Annotated in this window: 8 protein-coding genes; 5 read left to right on the forward strand and 3 right to left on the reverse strand. The window is 50.3% G+C overall.

Annotated features, from left to right (window positions below; translation table 11 throughout):
* The 3 genes from AB1757_25360 to AB1757_25370 form a co-directional block, all read left to right on the forward strand.
* On the forward strand, positions 1-440 hold a 440-nt coding region (locus tag AB1757_25360), incomplete at its 5' end, for a hypothetical protein (protein MEW6130387.1).
* Positions 441-585: 145 nt separating this feature from the next.
* Positions 586-2082 carry a glutamate--tRNA ligase gene (gltX, locus tag AB1757_25365; protein MEW6130388.1) on the forward strand — a complete coding sequence of 499 codons (1497 nt, stop codon included), beginning with the start codon at positions 586-588 and terminating at the stop codon, positions 2080-2082.
* 134 nt (positions 2083-2216) lie between these two features.
* The gene (locus AB1757_25370) at positions 2217-4541 is read left to right on the forward strand and encodes an ATPase domain-containing protein (protein MEW6130389.1); all 2325 of its coding nucleotides are present in this window, start codon (positions 2217-2219) and stop codon (positions 4539-4541) included.
* A 49-nt stretch (positions 4542-4590) separates the two neighbouring features.
* Here the strand turns inward: AB1757_25370 and AB1757_25375 are convergent, their stop codons facing one another.
* The 3 genes from AB1757_25375 to AB1757_25385 form a co-directional block, all read right to left on the reverse strand.
* Positions 4591-5913 carry an AMP-binding protein gene (locus tag AB1757_25375; protein ID MEW6130390.1) on the reverse strand — a complete coding sequence of 441 codons (1323 nt, stop codon included), beginning with the start codon at positions 5911-5913 and terminating at the stop codon, positions 4591-4593.
* A 17-nt stretch (positions 5914-5930) separates the two neighbouring features.
* On the reverse strand, positions 5931-6866 hold the full coding sequence (locus AB1757_25380; GenBank protein ID MEW6130391.1) for a hypothetical protein: 936 nt from the start codon (positions 6864-6866) through the stop codon (positions 5931-5933).
* A gap of 121 nt (positions 6867-6987) precedes the next feature.
* Complete coding sequence (locus tag AB1757_25385) at positions 6988-11610, reverse strand: putative Ig domain-containing protein (GenBank protein ID MEW6130392.1); 4623 nt, start codon at positions 11608-11610, stop codon at positions 6988-6990.
* 584 nt (positions 11611-12194) lie between these two features.
* Between AB1757_25385 and AB1757_25390 the strand changes: the two genes are divergently transcribed.
* Together AB1757_25390 and AB1757_25395 are read left to right on the forward strand one after the other, a co-directional pair.
* Positions 12195-14075, forward strand: a complete 1881-nt coding sequence (locus AB1757_25390) for a 30S ribosomal protein S1 (protein ID MEW6130393.1) — start codon at positions 12195-12197, stop codon at positions 14073-14075.
* Between the two features lie 219 nt (positions 14076-14294).
* The gene (locus AB1757_25395) at positions 14295-15140 is read left to right on the forward strand and encodes a glycerophosphodiester phosphodiesterase (GenBank protein MEW6130394.1); all 846 of its coding nucleotides are present in this window, start codon (positions 14295-14297) and stop codon (positions 15138-15140) included.
* Positions 15141-15502 lie beyond the last annotated feature (362 nt).

The following is a 15502-nucleotide window of genomic DNA, read 5'->3' on the forward strand; positions in this document are numbered from 1 at the left end:
GCAGTGCGAATGCAGGGAAGACGTTCTTAATCTTCGTGACGGGAAGTGGCGGCACGAGCCGCAACCTGACATCCGCAGTTGCCGGAGCACCGGCGGGATGTGCGTTGGGTAATGAACAGGGCGTTCAAGTCACCTTCACCTGTAGAGGTGCATCGGGTGGCACGGGCACAGCTCCTGTCATTGACAGCGCAACAATTGAAGGCGGCGTGTTAGTCGTCAGAGGTAGCAACTTCCAAGACACTTCGCTTGCCACCATCAATGGCACGAGAGTCAAGAAGATGAAGTTCAAGAACGCCGTAACGACGGGCTCGAACATCAGCTACAACACGTTGATTCTCAAAGGCAATGCCTGCGGCTTACTCAATGGCAACGCTGAATTGAAGATCAGCAACTCTGATGGCGGCTTCGCTACGAAGCGCATCACTCAAACCTGTCAGTAGTTGAAACCCTAACCGTAGAGGTAGGAGATAAAATTCTGCCTCTACTTAACAAATTAAAGAGGAGCCGAATCTCGGCTCCTCTTTTTTATTTCTCGCAAGGCTCACCTTGCGTTTTAATAAATCGCTCGCACATAATGACAAGCTTATGACAGAAAAGATACGAGTTAGATTTGCACCCTCACCGACCGGTTACCTGCATGTTGGCGGCGCTCGAACCGCTTTATTCAACTGGCTATTTGCTCGAAAAAATAAGGGCATTTTTCTTTTGCGTATCGAAGACACAGACATACAACGCTCTTCGGAAGAGATGGTCAAGGGCATTCTTGAAGGCATGCATTGGTTAGGACTTGATGCCGATGAAGGACCATTTTTTCAATCCGATTATGCCGACGAACATCGCGCGGCAGCTTACCGATTGGTTGAAGAAGGCAAGGCGTATTACGATTTCACGCCTAAAGAAGAGAACGATGACCGAACCGTTAAAGAACGTAGCGCGGAGCGTGGACGCGCGCAGGTGACAACCGGAAAGGAGGCAAATCCGTATCGCGATTTGCCTATCGCAGAAGCTCAACGCCGATTGCAGGTAGGGGAACAGGCAGCCATCCGATTAAAGGTTCCGGAATCGGGGACATCGAAATTTGTTGATTTGGTTTTTGGGCAGCAAGAACGAGATTATACAGACATCGAAGATTTGGTTTTGGTGCGCTCGGACGGGCATCCGCTTTATAACCTGTCTGTGGTTGTCGATGATATTAATATGGGAATTACCCACGTCATTCGCGGTCAAGACCATTTGACCAATACCCATAAACAGGTGTTGATTTATCAGGCTCTGGGGGCGACGATTCCGGTATTTGCGCATCTGCCGTTGATCTTTGCGCCGGGTAAAATCAAATTGTCGAAACGCAAACATGGCGAAGTGGTTTCGGTGACTACCTACCGCGATAGAGGATTTGTGCCGGATGCGCTGGTCAATTTTCTGGCATTGCTTGGCTGGTCGCCGGGCGACGAAAAAGAGATTTTATCGCGTAGCGAAATGATTGAAAAATTCAGCCTCGAAGAGGTTCATAAATCCGGCGCAATTTTTAATTTTGAAGAATCGGAAAAAGGCGACTGGACAGACCCGAAAGCGCTTTGGATGAACAGCGAATATATCAAAGCAATGGCGCTCTCCGAGCTTGCGGAAATAGTCGCCGAACAATTTAAAAAGGCGGATTTATGGCGCGACGAATATGCCAGTGATAAGCGCGAATGGTTTGCAAAAACCATTGATTTGCTGCGCGCCCGCTATCGCACCTTGACCGATTTTGTGACGCTTGGAAGACCGTATTTTGCCGATGAATTTGAGTATGAAGAAGCTGCGGTCAAAAAGAATTTGAAAGATGAACGCCTGAAAGAACTCTTGCCGGGGCTGGCTGATAAGTTGAATGAGGTCGAAGATTTTTCTCACGATGGCGCAGAATCGGCTCTCAGAGCCTATTCCGAGGAAGCCGGCGTCAAAGCCGGGTTGCTCATCAATGCATCGCGAACCGCTTTAACCGGACAAGCTGTGGGACCAGGAATGTTTGATATTATGATTACGCTTGGTCGCGAGAAAACCGTTGCCAGGTTAAAACGCGCTGTGGCAGTAGTGGCGACTTGAGCCATCTGAAATTATTTTTGGGATAGGTATTTGATTGAGCATTTAATAAAACAGAGATGGTGATTGGCTATTTGTCGCAGGCTTATGGTGGTTGATTCGAGTCTAAAGATGGCAAAGCGGCAGGCGCAGGAATTATGAGTAGCAAACCCCCTGATTTACTACAAAGCGGAATAGAACCGGTTGATAAACTGCTGGGCGGCTTGATGAGGGGAGCCTTGTATCTGGCGCATGGAGACATTGCCGCACAATCAATCTTAGGTATCAAATTTCTCATTGAAGGATTAAAGCGGGGTGATAATGTCGCGCTGGTGACTCACCATTCACCGCAAGATGCCATGCGCCAATTTGCGCGCCTGGGTTATGACTGTCTTGAAGATGTGCAAAAAGGCAAACTGGTTATTCTGGAATATTCGGAACAGATCATCGGGCAGGTCGCCCGCTTAACCAAACTCACACCGATTCTTCGCGAATTGGCGTGGTGGTTAAAAGAATCATCGCCTAAACGATTCGTTTTCGATTCGGTTGCCGAACTGGTTCAAGGAAAAGTTGAAGGGCGCAAAGACCGCATTCGCGAATTTGCCGAATGGGCACAGTCATTGGACGCTACGGTCTTATTGATTGCTGATGAAGCGCATCAGCAAGTTGTTCAGGAACTTTCGCCATATGTGAAAGAGTCGTTTCACATTCAAAGCAATTCGCTAGGGAACCGTCGAACCGGGTCATTGGCATTTGAAAAATCGACGACCCTCAAACCGCAAGCCATTGAAATCGATGCCTTCAAGGGATTGTTTCTTTTAAATGGCGCAAATCAATTCAACCCATCCGCAACTGTAGAACCCATCACAGAAACCTCGAAACCCGTTGAACCTGCAAAAACGGAAGAGATTTTTGAAGCCTTCTCGGCAGTCGAGTTTCCTGTGGAAACCATTGCCCAGCACGATACCCATAGCGAAACGCAAGTCCACTCCGAAGATTTTCCGCATCAGGTTGAGCCAGTTGTGGAATCAACCTTTGTGCAAGCCGAAGTGGATGCGACCTCGACTCCTCAAACCACTCTTGAATCGGTGTCGGTGGTAAACCCGGCGCGACTCGATACCAGCGAGTTGGTTGAGCAGGAAGCAACCGAAGCAGGCGCGGTCATCGAAGTTCGGGATTACGATTTTTCTGATTTTGTCGAAGAGCTTGATGTTGAGATAGATGAATTTGATTTAAATAAAGTTGAAACGCATGCTCAGATTGCCGACCCGCGACGCAGAGTTGTCGAATTAAAAGACGCGAGCGCAAAAATTGAACGACTCCTGAATGATGACCTTGTCGAGTTGAAACAAAACCTGCTCGCCAGTGCCAGAGAGCAAGCGTCGCTCAGACGCTCGACCGATTTTACTTCTGAGTCAGGCACAGAGCCGGTGCTTGAACAAGAAAAACCTGCCGTCGCCCGATTAACCATTGAGGAGAAAAGCGCAGATTCACATTCGCCTAAACCTCAGATGGAATCAGCCGAATCAACGAAACGTCAGACTTTGCAAACCGGCACTAAAAAATTTACCGTTGCGGTGATTGATTATGACCGCGCCTCCTGTGAACGCATTGCCAGAGCTTTGCAAGATTTTCACGTCGAAATTTATAATGATTCGGTAAACGGAATTGCCAGCATTCTGGCGTCGCCGCCGGATTTGGTTCTGCTTGATGTGGATGCGCCAATCGTTGACGGATTCAAAGTGTTGGCGCATATTCGCGCCAGCCTGTCGGTTCCGATTATCGTTTTGTCGAAATTTCATATTCGCGCCAGCGACCGTATTTTATCTACCGAACTGGGCGCGGATTATTTCTTAACCAAACCCTTCAGCACCAAAGAACTGAAACAGAAAGCGCGACAATTAATCGCTCGTTATCGCGGGATTAATTCCTGGATTGCGACGCCCGTGGCGCTCAGTGAAGCCATCGCCCATCATACGGATAAAATCGCGCAGAAAGTTTTTGAGGAAGACCTCAGCGCAACCCCTGGGGCAGATTTCAGGGATAATTTACCGCGTGCCAAAAAAGATAAACTCGAACCTTACAGCCATTTCATTGTGCATGTTGAAGAACAGATAAAGATGGTGATGGAGAAAGGCAACGCCTTTTCAATCGTCGGCTATCGCCTTGAACCGCAGGCGCAAAGTATCAGAGTCAAAGTTGCCGAATTCTTTGACCTGGTGAGTTCGTCGGTTCGCAACGATGATTTGATTTCTACAAACCCGCACAATGATTTGGTTATTTTACTTTCCGATACCGACATCAAAGGCGCAAAAGGATTTGTCAACCGCTTGCGAAAACAGATCACCGGAGAATTGCATCAGGCATTGACCGTGTGGATTCGCAGCTTCCCAAACTTTGAAGAAAGCAGCGAAATATTGAGTGCGGATAAATCGACACCGCCTAACCAGCAAAATAATGCAAGCAATAGCGCGCGCGCCTGAGAAACCTTGCCTGCTTTAAGCAAACGCACCCTGTTGACCAAGTGCGTCATTATGTTTCCTCTGCGATACGTTTATAACGACGAGCTTTGAATTCATAACGCGGCAGGCTGCCGCTTGCGACCCCTTCAATACTGACGCGAATGTTGAAGCGATTGCGAAAGGCATTGGCAATGGTCTGCGAAGTTTCTTGAAAACCAGTAGCGTCCGTCGGTTCAAACTTGATTAACAAATCGTGCATTCCTGAAATCGAGCGAATCTGAACTTCGTATTCCGCGATGTTCGCGAGTCCGCCAAGCAAATCATCAATCGCGCCGGGATAAATATTGACGCCGCGCACAATCATCATATCGTCTGCTCGACCGAGCACCCCGCCTTTGATGCGCGCGAAACTTCTGCCGCAAGCGCAGGGTTCATCGATGATTTCAACCAGATCGCCAGTGCGATACCTGAGCACAGGCATGGCTGCGCGTCCAAGATTGGTGATTACCAACTCGCCGCGCTTGCCGGCATCAAGCAGTTCGCCGCTTTGCGGATCGATAACTTCAAAAATAAACTCGGCTTCGTTCAAATGAATGGCTGCGCGCTCTTGCGCACAGGCAAATGCCCACGCGCCAACTTCGGTTGCGCCCGCATGGTCATAGCAGGTTGCGCCCCAAGCGCTTTCAATCCGCTTGCGAATATTCGGGAGACTTGCGCCCGGTTCGCCCGCGTGAATGGTTGTGCGAATGCTGGAGTTTCGCAAATCAATTCCGAGTTCCGCGGCGCGGTCAGCCAGATGTAAAGCGTAGGTCGGCGTACAAAGCAACACGGTGCACTGGTTGTCGAGCAAGGTTTGCAACCGCTGTTCGCTGTTGAGTCCGCCGCCCGCCAGACACATTGCGCCGATATTCCAACCCCCGACAATCGCTACCCAGTGGCTGATGTAGGGACCGAAAGAGAAGGCACAAAAAATTAAATCATCTTCACTGACGCCCGCGCCGCGAAACACATAGCCCCAACCGTCAACAAACCATTGCCAGCTTTCGGCAGTATCGAGCCACTTGAGCGGACGACCTGTAGTGCCCGAAGTTTGATGTAAATAGCGATAGCGCGAACGCGGGTAAGTCAGCAGCCTGCCAAACGGTGGGTGCTGCGCTTGTTCCGCAACAAGTTCGGATTTTGTCGTGAAAGCAAGCGCCCGCAAATCTTCAACTGTTTTAATGTCGTTAAACTCAAGCCCGCGCGCCTTGAATTTTTCCCGATAAAATTGATTGGGTTTTATTTCTGCCAACAGATTTCGCAGTCGCTGGTTTTGCCATTCGCGTAACGAATCGCCTGTAAGAGTTTCGATTGATTTATTGAAAAAACAGTTTGAAGGGTCTACTGAAGTCACGCTGCGGCTCCTCGCAATTAAAGTTGGTCGCCGTGTTTAAAAAGCGCCCGCCCGATTAAAGCGGCAAGCACCATATTGGCGTAAAAAATCGGCGGGGCAACAAACAAACCTAAACTTAAAAAGAGAACGATATTAAAACCGGCGCGTAAAAATACTGCGCTAATTAAATAAACCGCTGTAGACGCGATTGCAACCAGAATGAGATAAAACCCAAAAAGGCGCAGAAAAGTTGCGCCAAGTTTGAGCATTGCGCTTAAACCAAAAATCGGATTGATGGTTGTCCAGAAACTGCCGCTCAGATAAGCGACAAGTACAGCAATCGGATAATAAAAAATCGTCCAACTCAGCATGAGTAAAAAGACCGGAAAGGATTGTTCGATGAGCGGCGTTGAACTAAAGCGGAGGATTAAAATCGTCGGCAAACTGACGACCATAAATATCGCCGCAGCGATTCGCACAGAGGTCCAGAATTCGCTTAACAGATACGATAAATCGAAAACGTCTGCGCTATCGCTGCGTCCGGTTTCAAGGCGTTTGATGATTAACCTCGCGCAGCCAATCATCATGGCATTGACCAGAAAAGCCGGAAGCAAGCCAAGGCTGCCGAGAACGCCTCCGACACCTTTCAAAGCATAAAAAGTGAGCGAGAAATAGCCCGCGCCGTAAATTGCCGAAACCCCAAGCAAGGTAAAAATTTCCTGCAACGGATAGCCGATAGCGAATTTGAAATCTTCAAACCCGAAAGCGGTTTGCCGGTCAACTTGAAGATCATGTTTTTGTTTAAGCTCAGCAAAAGGCGCACAAAGTGAACCACACAAAGTGCAAATGCAGACGGTTGAAGTATTGATGAATTTCACGCAATGGCGGCAAAAATTTGTGTGACAGGCAGTGCAGGTAAAAGCGGCGGCGAGGTGTGGATGATTATGGCAAACTTCGTTAATGGCTTGGTTCATCGCGCATCATCAAACCGGTTTTTACCGCTTGAGCAAAGCGAGCGGTTAAGCTTTTACATATTTGCTCAAACGAATGTATTCGGGAGTGCCGGTCACCGCCTACACTCCCGAACGATTTTCATTAAGGCGAGATGGTGATTTGCAACGCGCTTGAAGTGGCTACGACATTGGCTGAATCGGTAATTCGCACGGTGAATGAGAAGTTGCCGGTTTGCGTTGGCGTGCCGGAAATCACGCCCGTCGTAGTATTCAGCGTCAATCCCGGCGGCAAGGTCGAACCGGTCGGCAAAGACCAGGTCACGGGTGGCGTGCCACCTGTGAAAGTGAGTTGATGGGTGTATGCCTGATTGATTCGCCCGCCGGTTAAGGTGCCCGAACTGGTGATGACCAGCGGCGCAGGCACGATAACAATGGTCAAGGTGCCTGAGGTCACACTGACGGGTGGTTGCTGTGAATCGCCCACCTGTACCGTGAAGGTGTAAGTGCCCGGTGTGGTTGGTGTGCCGTTAATCACGCCGGTCGTTGCATTCAATGAAAGCCCCGGCGGCAAGCTCGCGCCGCTGCTGAGTGACCAGGTCATTGGCGCTTGTCCACCAAGGAAAGTTAATTGATAAGTGTATGCGCTTCCGGCTGTGCCTTGCGTTAGGGTGCCGCTGCTCGTGATGACCAGGGGACCCGGCGTGATGGCGATGTTCAACGGCTGTGACGTAACCGTCGTTGAGGTGGCATCGGTCAGGCGAAGCGTGAAAGTGTAATTGCCCACTTGGGTTGGTTTGCCTGAAATCACCCCGCTTGATGCGCCAAGGCTAAGTCCCGGCGGCAAATTGCCGCTTGCCATGCTCCAGGTTCGCGGCGCTGTGCCACCGGCAAAGAGCAACTGATAAGCATAATCGACGCCGGTTAAACCTGCCGCCAAATCGCCGCGACTGACGATATTCAACGGTTCAATGTCCGGTTGAATAAACAGGATGAGCGATGCGACGGCAACCCCGCCTGCCGTATCGTTTACCCGCACACCGAAGGTGAATGAGCCTGCAACCGTCGGCGTTCCCGATATGACGCCGCTGGCGTTCATATTCAAGCCTTGCGGCAGCGCGCCCGAAGTGAGCGTCCAGGTGTAAGGCGGTCGCCCGTCTGCTGCGCCCAATTGGAAACTGTAAGATTCACCTTTTTTGCCTCTGACCAAATCTGTAGTGGTGATGGCAAGCAAACGATTTTGAACTTGAATAGTGCGTGCGCCGACGATCACGGTATTGCCCTGCGCATCGGCAAAACGAACCGCGAGCGTATGATCGCCGTTGGCGAGTTTGGTGGTATCAAGTGAGAATCTGAACCCGGCGTTTGCGCCATTCGGGAATGAACCCCAGGCGACAGCAACATCGGGTCTGGCGATGCCGTAATCGGCTTCGGCGACTTTTTGATTATCGATTAGAATATCAATCGCCACGACGCCCACATTATCGAGCGCCCAACCGGTGCCGGTAATCGTACCGGTCAAAGTGGCTTTGTGGTCGGGTGTTTCAAATACGCCGAAAGGTGCCAATCGGTCAGCCGGGTTGATTTTAATTGCCAACGTTCGCACCGTGGTTTGTTGCGCCGAATCGGTTACGCGCACGCCAAACACCGCGGTTCCCGGTGCGGTTGGCGTTCCTGAAATCGTGCCGCTGGCTGAAAGGTTCAAGCCTGCGCCGAGACTGCCGTTGGCGATACTCCAGGTGTAAGGCGGTACGCCACCAGTGGCTTGCAAGCTTTGGTTGTAAGCGCGCTCGGCTGAAGTTTCCGGCAACGAAGTCGTGGTAATCGCAAGTGGCGGCGGCGGCGGAACGACGGTGATGGAAAGCGCTTTGGTGCTTGATGTGCCAATCGCATCACGCAAACGCACGACAAAATTGGCGGTGAACACGGCGGTTGCGCGTCCCGTAATGTCGCCCGATTCGGATAAGGTTAAGCCGTTTGGTAAACTGCCCGAATCAAGCGACCAGGCGTAAGGTGCAACTCCACCGTTGGCTTCGAGTTTGCCATTGTAAGGCAAGCCTTGAGTTGCCGCCGGTAAGCTGGTAGTGCGAATTTCAAGCGGTGGTGGTGGCGGCGCGATTTCCAATGTGAACGGTTTAGAAGCAACGCGGTCTGCCGCATCGATAGCCAGCAAGGTGAAATTATAAGTGCCTTGAGCGGTCGGTGTTCCCGATAATATCCCTTCTTTGGAAACCGTTATGCCGTCGGGCAAGGTTCCGAATTTGGCTTTTTTCTTTTTCTTCCAGACATAGGGTTCGGTGCCTGACGTGGCTTGCAATTCAACGCGGAAAGGCACGCCAACCGCCCCTGTCTTTAAAGCGGATTGGGTCAAGATGGTAAACTCAGGTGGCGGGTCAACATCAATCTCAAATTGTTTGATGGCGCGTTGTCCACTTTGATCAATGGCTTCAATTTCAAAAGATTTTTCACCTGACGATGTCGGTGTGCCGCTGATGATGCCATTGGCTGAAAGCGTGAGACCATTGGGAAGTTCTCCCGATTTGAGCGCCCAGCGATAGGGTGAACTGCCGCCTGCGGCGATCAGGGTTTGCGAATAAGTTTCACCGACAACCCCATCCGGCAACGCGACGGTTTGAATGGTCAACAACAAAGTCGCCGGATTGATGACGAGCGAAAGGGTTGTCGTCGTTGTGGCACTGGTGGCATCCGTGAGTTTAAGCGTGAAACTCGAAGTGCCGGCGCGTTCCGGGGTGCCTTGCAGGTTGCCGGTTTGCGTGAGCGTTAAACCTTCCGGCAATGAGCCGGATTGAATTGTCCAGGTGTAAGGCGTTTGTCCGCCAGAGGCACCAAGTTGTTGACTGTAACTTGTACCTACTGAGCCTCGCGGTAATTCTTTAGTAGTGATTGTAAGCACTGCGGCAGCTTTGACGACTAAAGAAAATGCTTTGGTAACTGAATTGTTTGCCGTGTCGTTGACGCGCGCGACAAAATTAAAGGTTCCCGCCGATGTTGGCGTTCCTGAGAGGTCGCCAAATTGTGACAAGCTGATGCCGGGCGGCAATGTCCCGCTATCGACAAGCCAACGATAAGGTGGCAACCCACCCGATGCAGAGAGCGTGCGGCTGTAGGGAACATTGACCGTGGCTTCAGATAAATCCGCTGTGGAAATGCTCAGGTTGGTCGAGGTCGCAGGCGTGCGCACACTTGATTCTGAAGAATATCCCGATGCGCCCGACACATTAAAAGCGCGAACTCTGTAGGTGTAAATCGTATCGGCAGCGACCGTGTTATCGGCAAACGAAGTGAGGTTTGCGGCGGCAGTGCCGATCAAACTGAAATTCGCATCCGACCCGCCTTTGCGTTCAATCTGAAATCCCGCCTCGTTGGTTGCGGTGTCCTGCCAGTTGACTAACACCTGGGTCGGTGAAGATGCGGAAACCACGAGTCCTGCGGGCGCTGTGGGAATGTCAGGCAGCACGGTACTCGTCCAGCCGATTTGTGCTGCGGTGTAGGCGCATAAAGCGAGTTCATTGATGCGCATCATGCATTCGGTTGACACCCCGCAACCCGATTCGCAATTGCCGTTTTTGGCTTCGGGTCTCACCTCAGGCGCGCAACTACAACTACAGGTGTGAAACCCCGGTTGGCTATATTCATCGCAGGCATAAAAAATATGCCCGGTTTCGTGCGAGATGATGCGCTTCAAATCCCAACCATAGGTGCGGAATAAAGCATTGACATGCGGGCCGCCGATATATGCCCACGAAGCGCGTCCGTCGGCAAAGGCATTCTGCGCGGGCGCAGGATTGTAACCGATGAAAATCGAATAAGCCCAGTTGGCGCGATTTTGATCGCGAATCACCCGATCAAAAGAAGCGACACGAATGAAGGTATCGCCGGCGTCAACGCCGAGATTGTTCATTACATTATTAACCCAGAGCGCCGACTCGCGACCTTCGTGCAAAATGGGTTCATAAGCAATCTGGCAGGCAGGGTTATTGGCGAAGTAAGGAACAATAGTAAATTGCAACGGGCGTCCGAGATTGAAAGCGCGTGATTGCTCGACCCACCAGTTCAAGCCTTCGACGACAGCGGTGAGCGCGATGTCTTGATCAGCCTGATTCCAGGTGTGTTGATTGGGGTCGATTGCGCCGGTGCTTTCAAGCAGAAAAACCGCGACGGCGACATTACCATCCATAGTATCGGTGTTGCCCCAAAAGTTCGGCTGCACGCTGAGATTTTCTAAACTTTCCTGCGCGCCGAGCGATTGCAGATTGCGAATAAAATCCTGTTTGTTAAATGAATGCGGACGTGGAACCGCGCACTCAACCAGCGGCGGGCGGGTGACGTTAAATTCCTGTTTGTCTTCAAGGCGGTTTGATTCCAACTGGCGCGCCCGTCTGCCGCTTGCCAGGTCGTTATAGAGTCGCGCTGCCATGTGGGTTACGCGGTCGCCGTAGGGCAAAGCCTGGGTGTCAATTGCCGAATCATGCACGGCGCGAATTTTATGCTTACCAAGAATGCGCGCTTTTACCGCAGGAGTAATCCAGCCATAAATGGTATGCGGTGGAAGAATGATGGCAATCGTGCCGCCTTGCGAAGCAATAAAATCGCGGGCGTCGGCAAGTTCTGCCGGGGTGTTGGCATCAACCAACACCATTGAGTAGCCGCGTGAGGACGAAGCCAGCCGTTGAGCGGTGTGAGGTTTTGCTGAAGCATAAAGAGCAAAGGTTATCAACAACAGCAAGGACGATAAGATACAACGCATCAATATGAACCTCTTCTTATTTCCTGCACAAACTTCTAATTTATTAAATGAACCAAAACATCCCCGATAAAAATGTTTTGCCTAATGACATTTGGAAAAACAGGGAGAACATTTGACCAACGGTGAACCCACTTTAATTTTGGGCAACCGAGTATATCGCAGCCCTTCAAGTCGATGCAAGCAAAGCTGCCAGTAGTTTTTTGTCTCGCAGACGATAAAAACAAAATGACTAAATAATGCCTGTTTCCCATGGTTCAAAGAAAGAAACGGTTAAAAATTATTGATGAAAAAGCGGCTTGCCCAACTCCTTGACGATGTATGGTACAAGGGTGTAGAGTTGTGGCTTGCCTCATAGAGATGTATGGAGCGAGAGCAAATCAAGCACGGTTTTCAATGTCCTGCCACGCGCTCTCCCGAAGGAGAGACATTCGTAGCATCAGCGACATAGGTCATCTGAGATTGTTTGGCTTCGCCTTCATCTCTGAATAAAAAGATGAAGCATAGCTATGAGGAACGCTTACGCCAATTTTCATAATTGGTTTTTGATGAAATTTCAAAGGCACTCGAGGAGGCATAGCAGTTAAATGGCGATAGATGAGGTAAACCCGTCCGGCGCAAGCATGGCAGCAGATAGCGCCAACGATAATGCTGCCAATAGCAGTCAGAGCGCAGGCACAGACGGCAAGTCTGAAGAGGCTGCCCCTGTAGCAACCGCACCCACACCGGAAAACAGCAACGATAGTTCCAATGCGAACGACAACCCCGAAAATCCCAATGCTGAACCGGAAACCGAATCCATGGGCGACTTCAGCGCGTTGCTCGAAAACTACGAGAAAGAGAGCGCCGCATCCAAACAGGAAGGCGAAATTATCCGCGGTGTGGTGGTTGGCATAACCGAGCAATACGTTCTGATTGACATCGGCTATAAGTCTGAAGGCGTCGTGGCGCGCGAAGAATTTCTCGACCGCAGCGGCAATGTTACGGTTGGGCGTGGCGATGAAGTGGATGTCCTGCTCAAGAGTTTGGAAAATCAGGATGGTTACGCCGTACTCTCACGCGCTGACGCCGTCAAGATTTTATCCTGGGATAAACTCCGTCAGGCGCATCAGTCTCAAGAAACCGTAACCGGTCATATCACCAAACGCATCAAAGGCGGACTCGCCGTCGATTTGTACGGCGTCGAAGCTTTCCTGCCCGGTTCACAGGTGGATACCCGCCCGGTGCGCAACCTTGAAGCCTACATCAATCAAGACATTGATGTGCGCGTCATCAAACTCAACAAAAAACGCGGCAATGTCGTGGTTTCGCGCAAAGCGATTCTCGAAGAAGAATCTGCCAAGAAGAAAACCGAAACCCTTGCCAACCTCGACGAAGGCTACATTGTTGACGGCATTGTGAAAAGCATCACCGATTATGGCGCGTTCATTGATCTGGGCGGCATTGACGGTCTGCTTCACATCATCGATATGAGTTGGGGACGCATTCAATCGCCGAACGAAATGTTTAAAGTCGGCGATGCCATTCAAGTCAAGATTCTGAAATTTGACCGCGAAAAGGAACGCATCTCGCTCGGCTATAAGCAACTACAGCCAGACCCCTGGCAAAGTGTCGCCGAACGTTTCCCCATCAGTTCAAAGGTCAAAGGCAAAGTCGTGAGCCTTACCGATTACGGCGCGTTCATTGAAATCGAACCCGGCGTTGAAGGTCTTGTGCATGTAAGCGAGATGACCTGGTCGAAACGTTTGAAACATCCCTCGAAATTGCTTTCGATGGGACAGGAAGTTGAAGCCGTTGTACTTGAAGTCGATTCGCACAATCGCCGCATCAGCCTCGGCATCAAACAGGCATTGCCCGACCCGTGGTCGACCTTGATGGAACGCTATCACGTCGGTCAGCGAGTTTCCGGCAAAGTGCGTTCGCTTACCGAATTCGGCGCTTTTATTGAAATCGAAGAGGGCATTGACGGACTGGTTCACGTTTCCGATATTTCCTGGACCAAACGCATCAAACATCCATCTGATGTCTTGAAAAAAGGTCAACCGGTCGATGCCATCATCACCAACATCGAAATGGAAAATCGCCGTTTGAGTTTGTCTATCAAAGACCTTGAACCCAATGCCTGGGATAAATTCTTTGATACGCATAAAGTCGGCGATGTGATTAGCGGCAAGATTGTCCGCTTTGCCAATTTCGGTGCCTTCGTTGAAATCGAAGAGGGCATCGAAGGGCTTTGCCATATTTCGGAACTGAGCGACGAACGAGTTGAAAAACCCGAAGAAGTTTTCAAAGCCGGTCAAGCTATGCCGTTCAAGATTTTGAAACTTGATCGCGAACAGAAAAAGATTGGCTTGTCGGCGCGCGCCGTCGGCAAAGAGAACGACCCCGGAGACATTCGTAGTTATCAGGACACCGGTATGGCGACGCTCGGCGACCTGTTCAATCAGGTGACCAAGAACGAAGAGTAATTTAAGTTTTGGTTAATCAACTGAGCCGGAGGCTGGCGGTTAAATGTTTGCAACAAGCGTTTAACCACTAGCCTCCGGCTCTTTCTGTTTGTAGAATGCTTGCCGTTTATTTAAAAACAAATGGCAATATGACTTTTACTGTTGAGAGGCGGTCTTTGACCGCCGCAATGGCAACTTGTTGACTTAACGCTTTCGCCAAATTTTCAGGAGTTATGAAGCGTGAAAAAAATTGTTATATCAGCCGCTCTGATTTTACTTTCGTTCAGCTTTTTTGCTGATTTGCCTTTCAATTCACAGGCGCAAATTATTGCTCGCAGTAAACCCTTAATCATCGCCCATCGCGGCGGCGCGCGTGAATCGACGGAAAACACCATCGAAGCCTTTCAGCGCGCCGCGCGCATCGGCGCTGATGGTATCGAAACCGATTTGCGATTGACCCGCGATGGCGTGGTGGTCATCTATCACGATGAAATTTTCGGGCGCGTCGAAGGCTTGCCGAAACCGCAACAGACGCGCCCGGTCGCCGATATGACTTACCCGGAACTGCGCGCCAGTCCGCTCACCCCCGTAGGTGATGATGCGGGCAATCGTCATGTGCCGACGCTTGAAGATGTACTCGCGAAAATTAAAACCGGACTGCTGAACATCGAACTCAAGCGCGGCGCGAATTTCGACAAACTGGTTGATAAGACTATCGAGATTTTGCGCGCAACGCCTGCGCGCGACCGCGTCGTACTTGAGCCGCCCGATCTGCGCACCGCTGAAAAATTGCGTAAAGCTTTGGGCGCGGATTTAAAACTTCACATCAATCCGGCATACGATACGACCGTCAGTTTTCAGGAATCTTTAGAGAAAGTGTTGAAGTTCAAACCGCATTCTATCTCAGTCAATTTTCGCAAAGTTTCTTTAGAAGTCATCGAAAAGGCGCATCAATCGGGCGTAGAAGTCTGGGCTTGGACACTCGATTCGCCGGAAATTGCGGGCGCTTTATGGACGCTCAAAGTTGATGCCATCAAAACCGACAGACCAACGGCTCTTCTGGATGCGTTCAGAAGAGCGCGATGAGATACAGGTAAATGACATAAATAGCCTGTAAATCAAGGTATTCGCGCATCTGAAAATGGACAAAGGTGAGAGTAGAAAATTTCTATCACAAATGACGCAAAAAACTTTACCGGCATTCGGTCTTCCAAGCGAGAAGAATGAGGTTTTCAAATTCTTGTAACAAATTTGCAACCATTTATTCAGAAAATAGTTCTTGAAATTTGCGGTTTAACTTTCATATACTGAACCCGTTTCAAAGCAGAGCAAGTTTTCGGTTTTTTCCCCGGCTTAACATTTTTGTTAAGTGAACTGTTCGATATTTCCCGTACCTCACTTCGTCATAGAACCAAATTAAATTTTTAGAGGATGATGTTATGCAACCC

This window comes from Acidobacteriota bacterium (assembly GCA_040754075.1).
Lineage (GTDB): Bacteria > Acidobacteriota > Blastocatellia > UBA7656 > UBA7656 > JBFMDH01.

Bases quoted from the DNA above. Each gene is read 5' to 3' on its own strand.
- gltX (MEW6130388.1), top strand. From the start codon at position 586: ATGACAGAAAAGATACGAGTTAGATTTGCACCCTCACCGACCGGTTAC.
- AB1757_25370 (MEW6130389.1), top strand. From the start codon at position 2,217: ATGAGTAGCAAACCCCCTGATTTACTACAAAGCGGAATAGAACCGGTT.
- AB1757_25380 (MEW6130391.1), bottom strand. From the start codon at position 6,866: ATGAACCAAGCCATTAACGAAGTTTGCCATAATCATCCACACCTCGCC.
- AB1757_25385 (MEW6130392.1), bottom strand. From the start codon at position 11,610: ATGCGTTGTATCTTATCGTCCTTGCTGTTGTTGATAACCTTTGCTCTT.
- AB1757_25390 (MEW6130393.1), top strand. From the start codon at position 12,195: ATGGCGATAGATGAGGTAAACCCGTCCGGCGCAAGCATGGCAGCAGAT.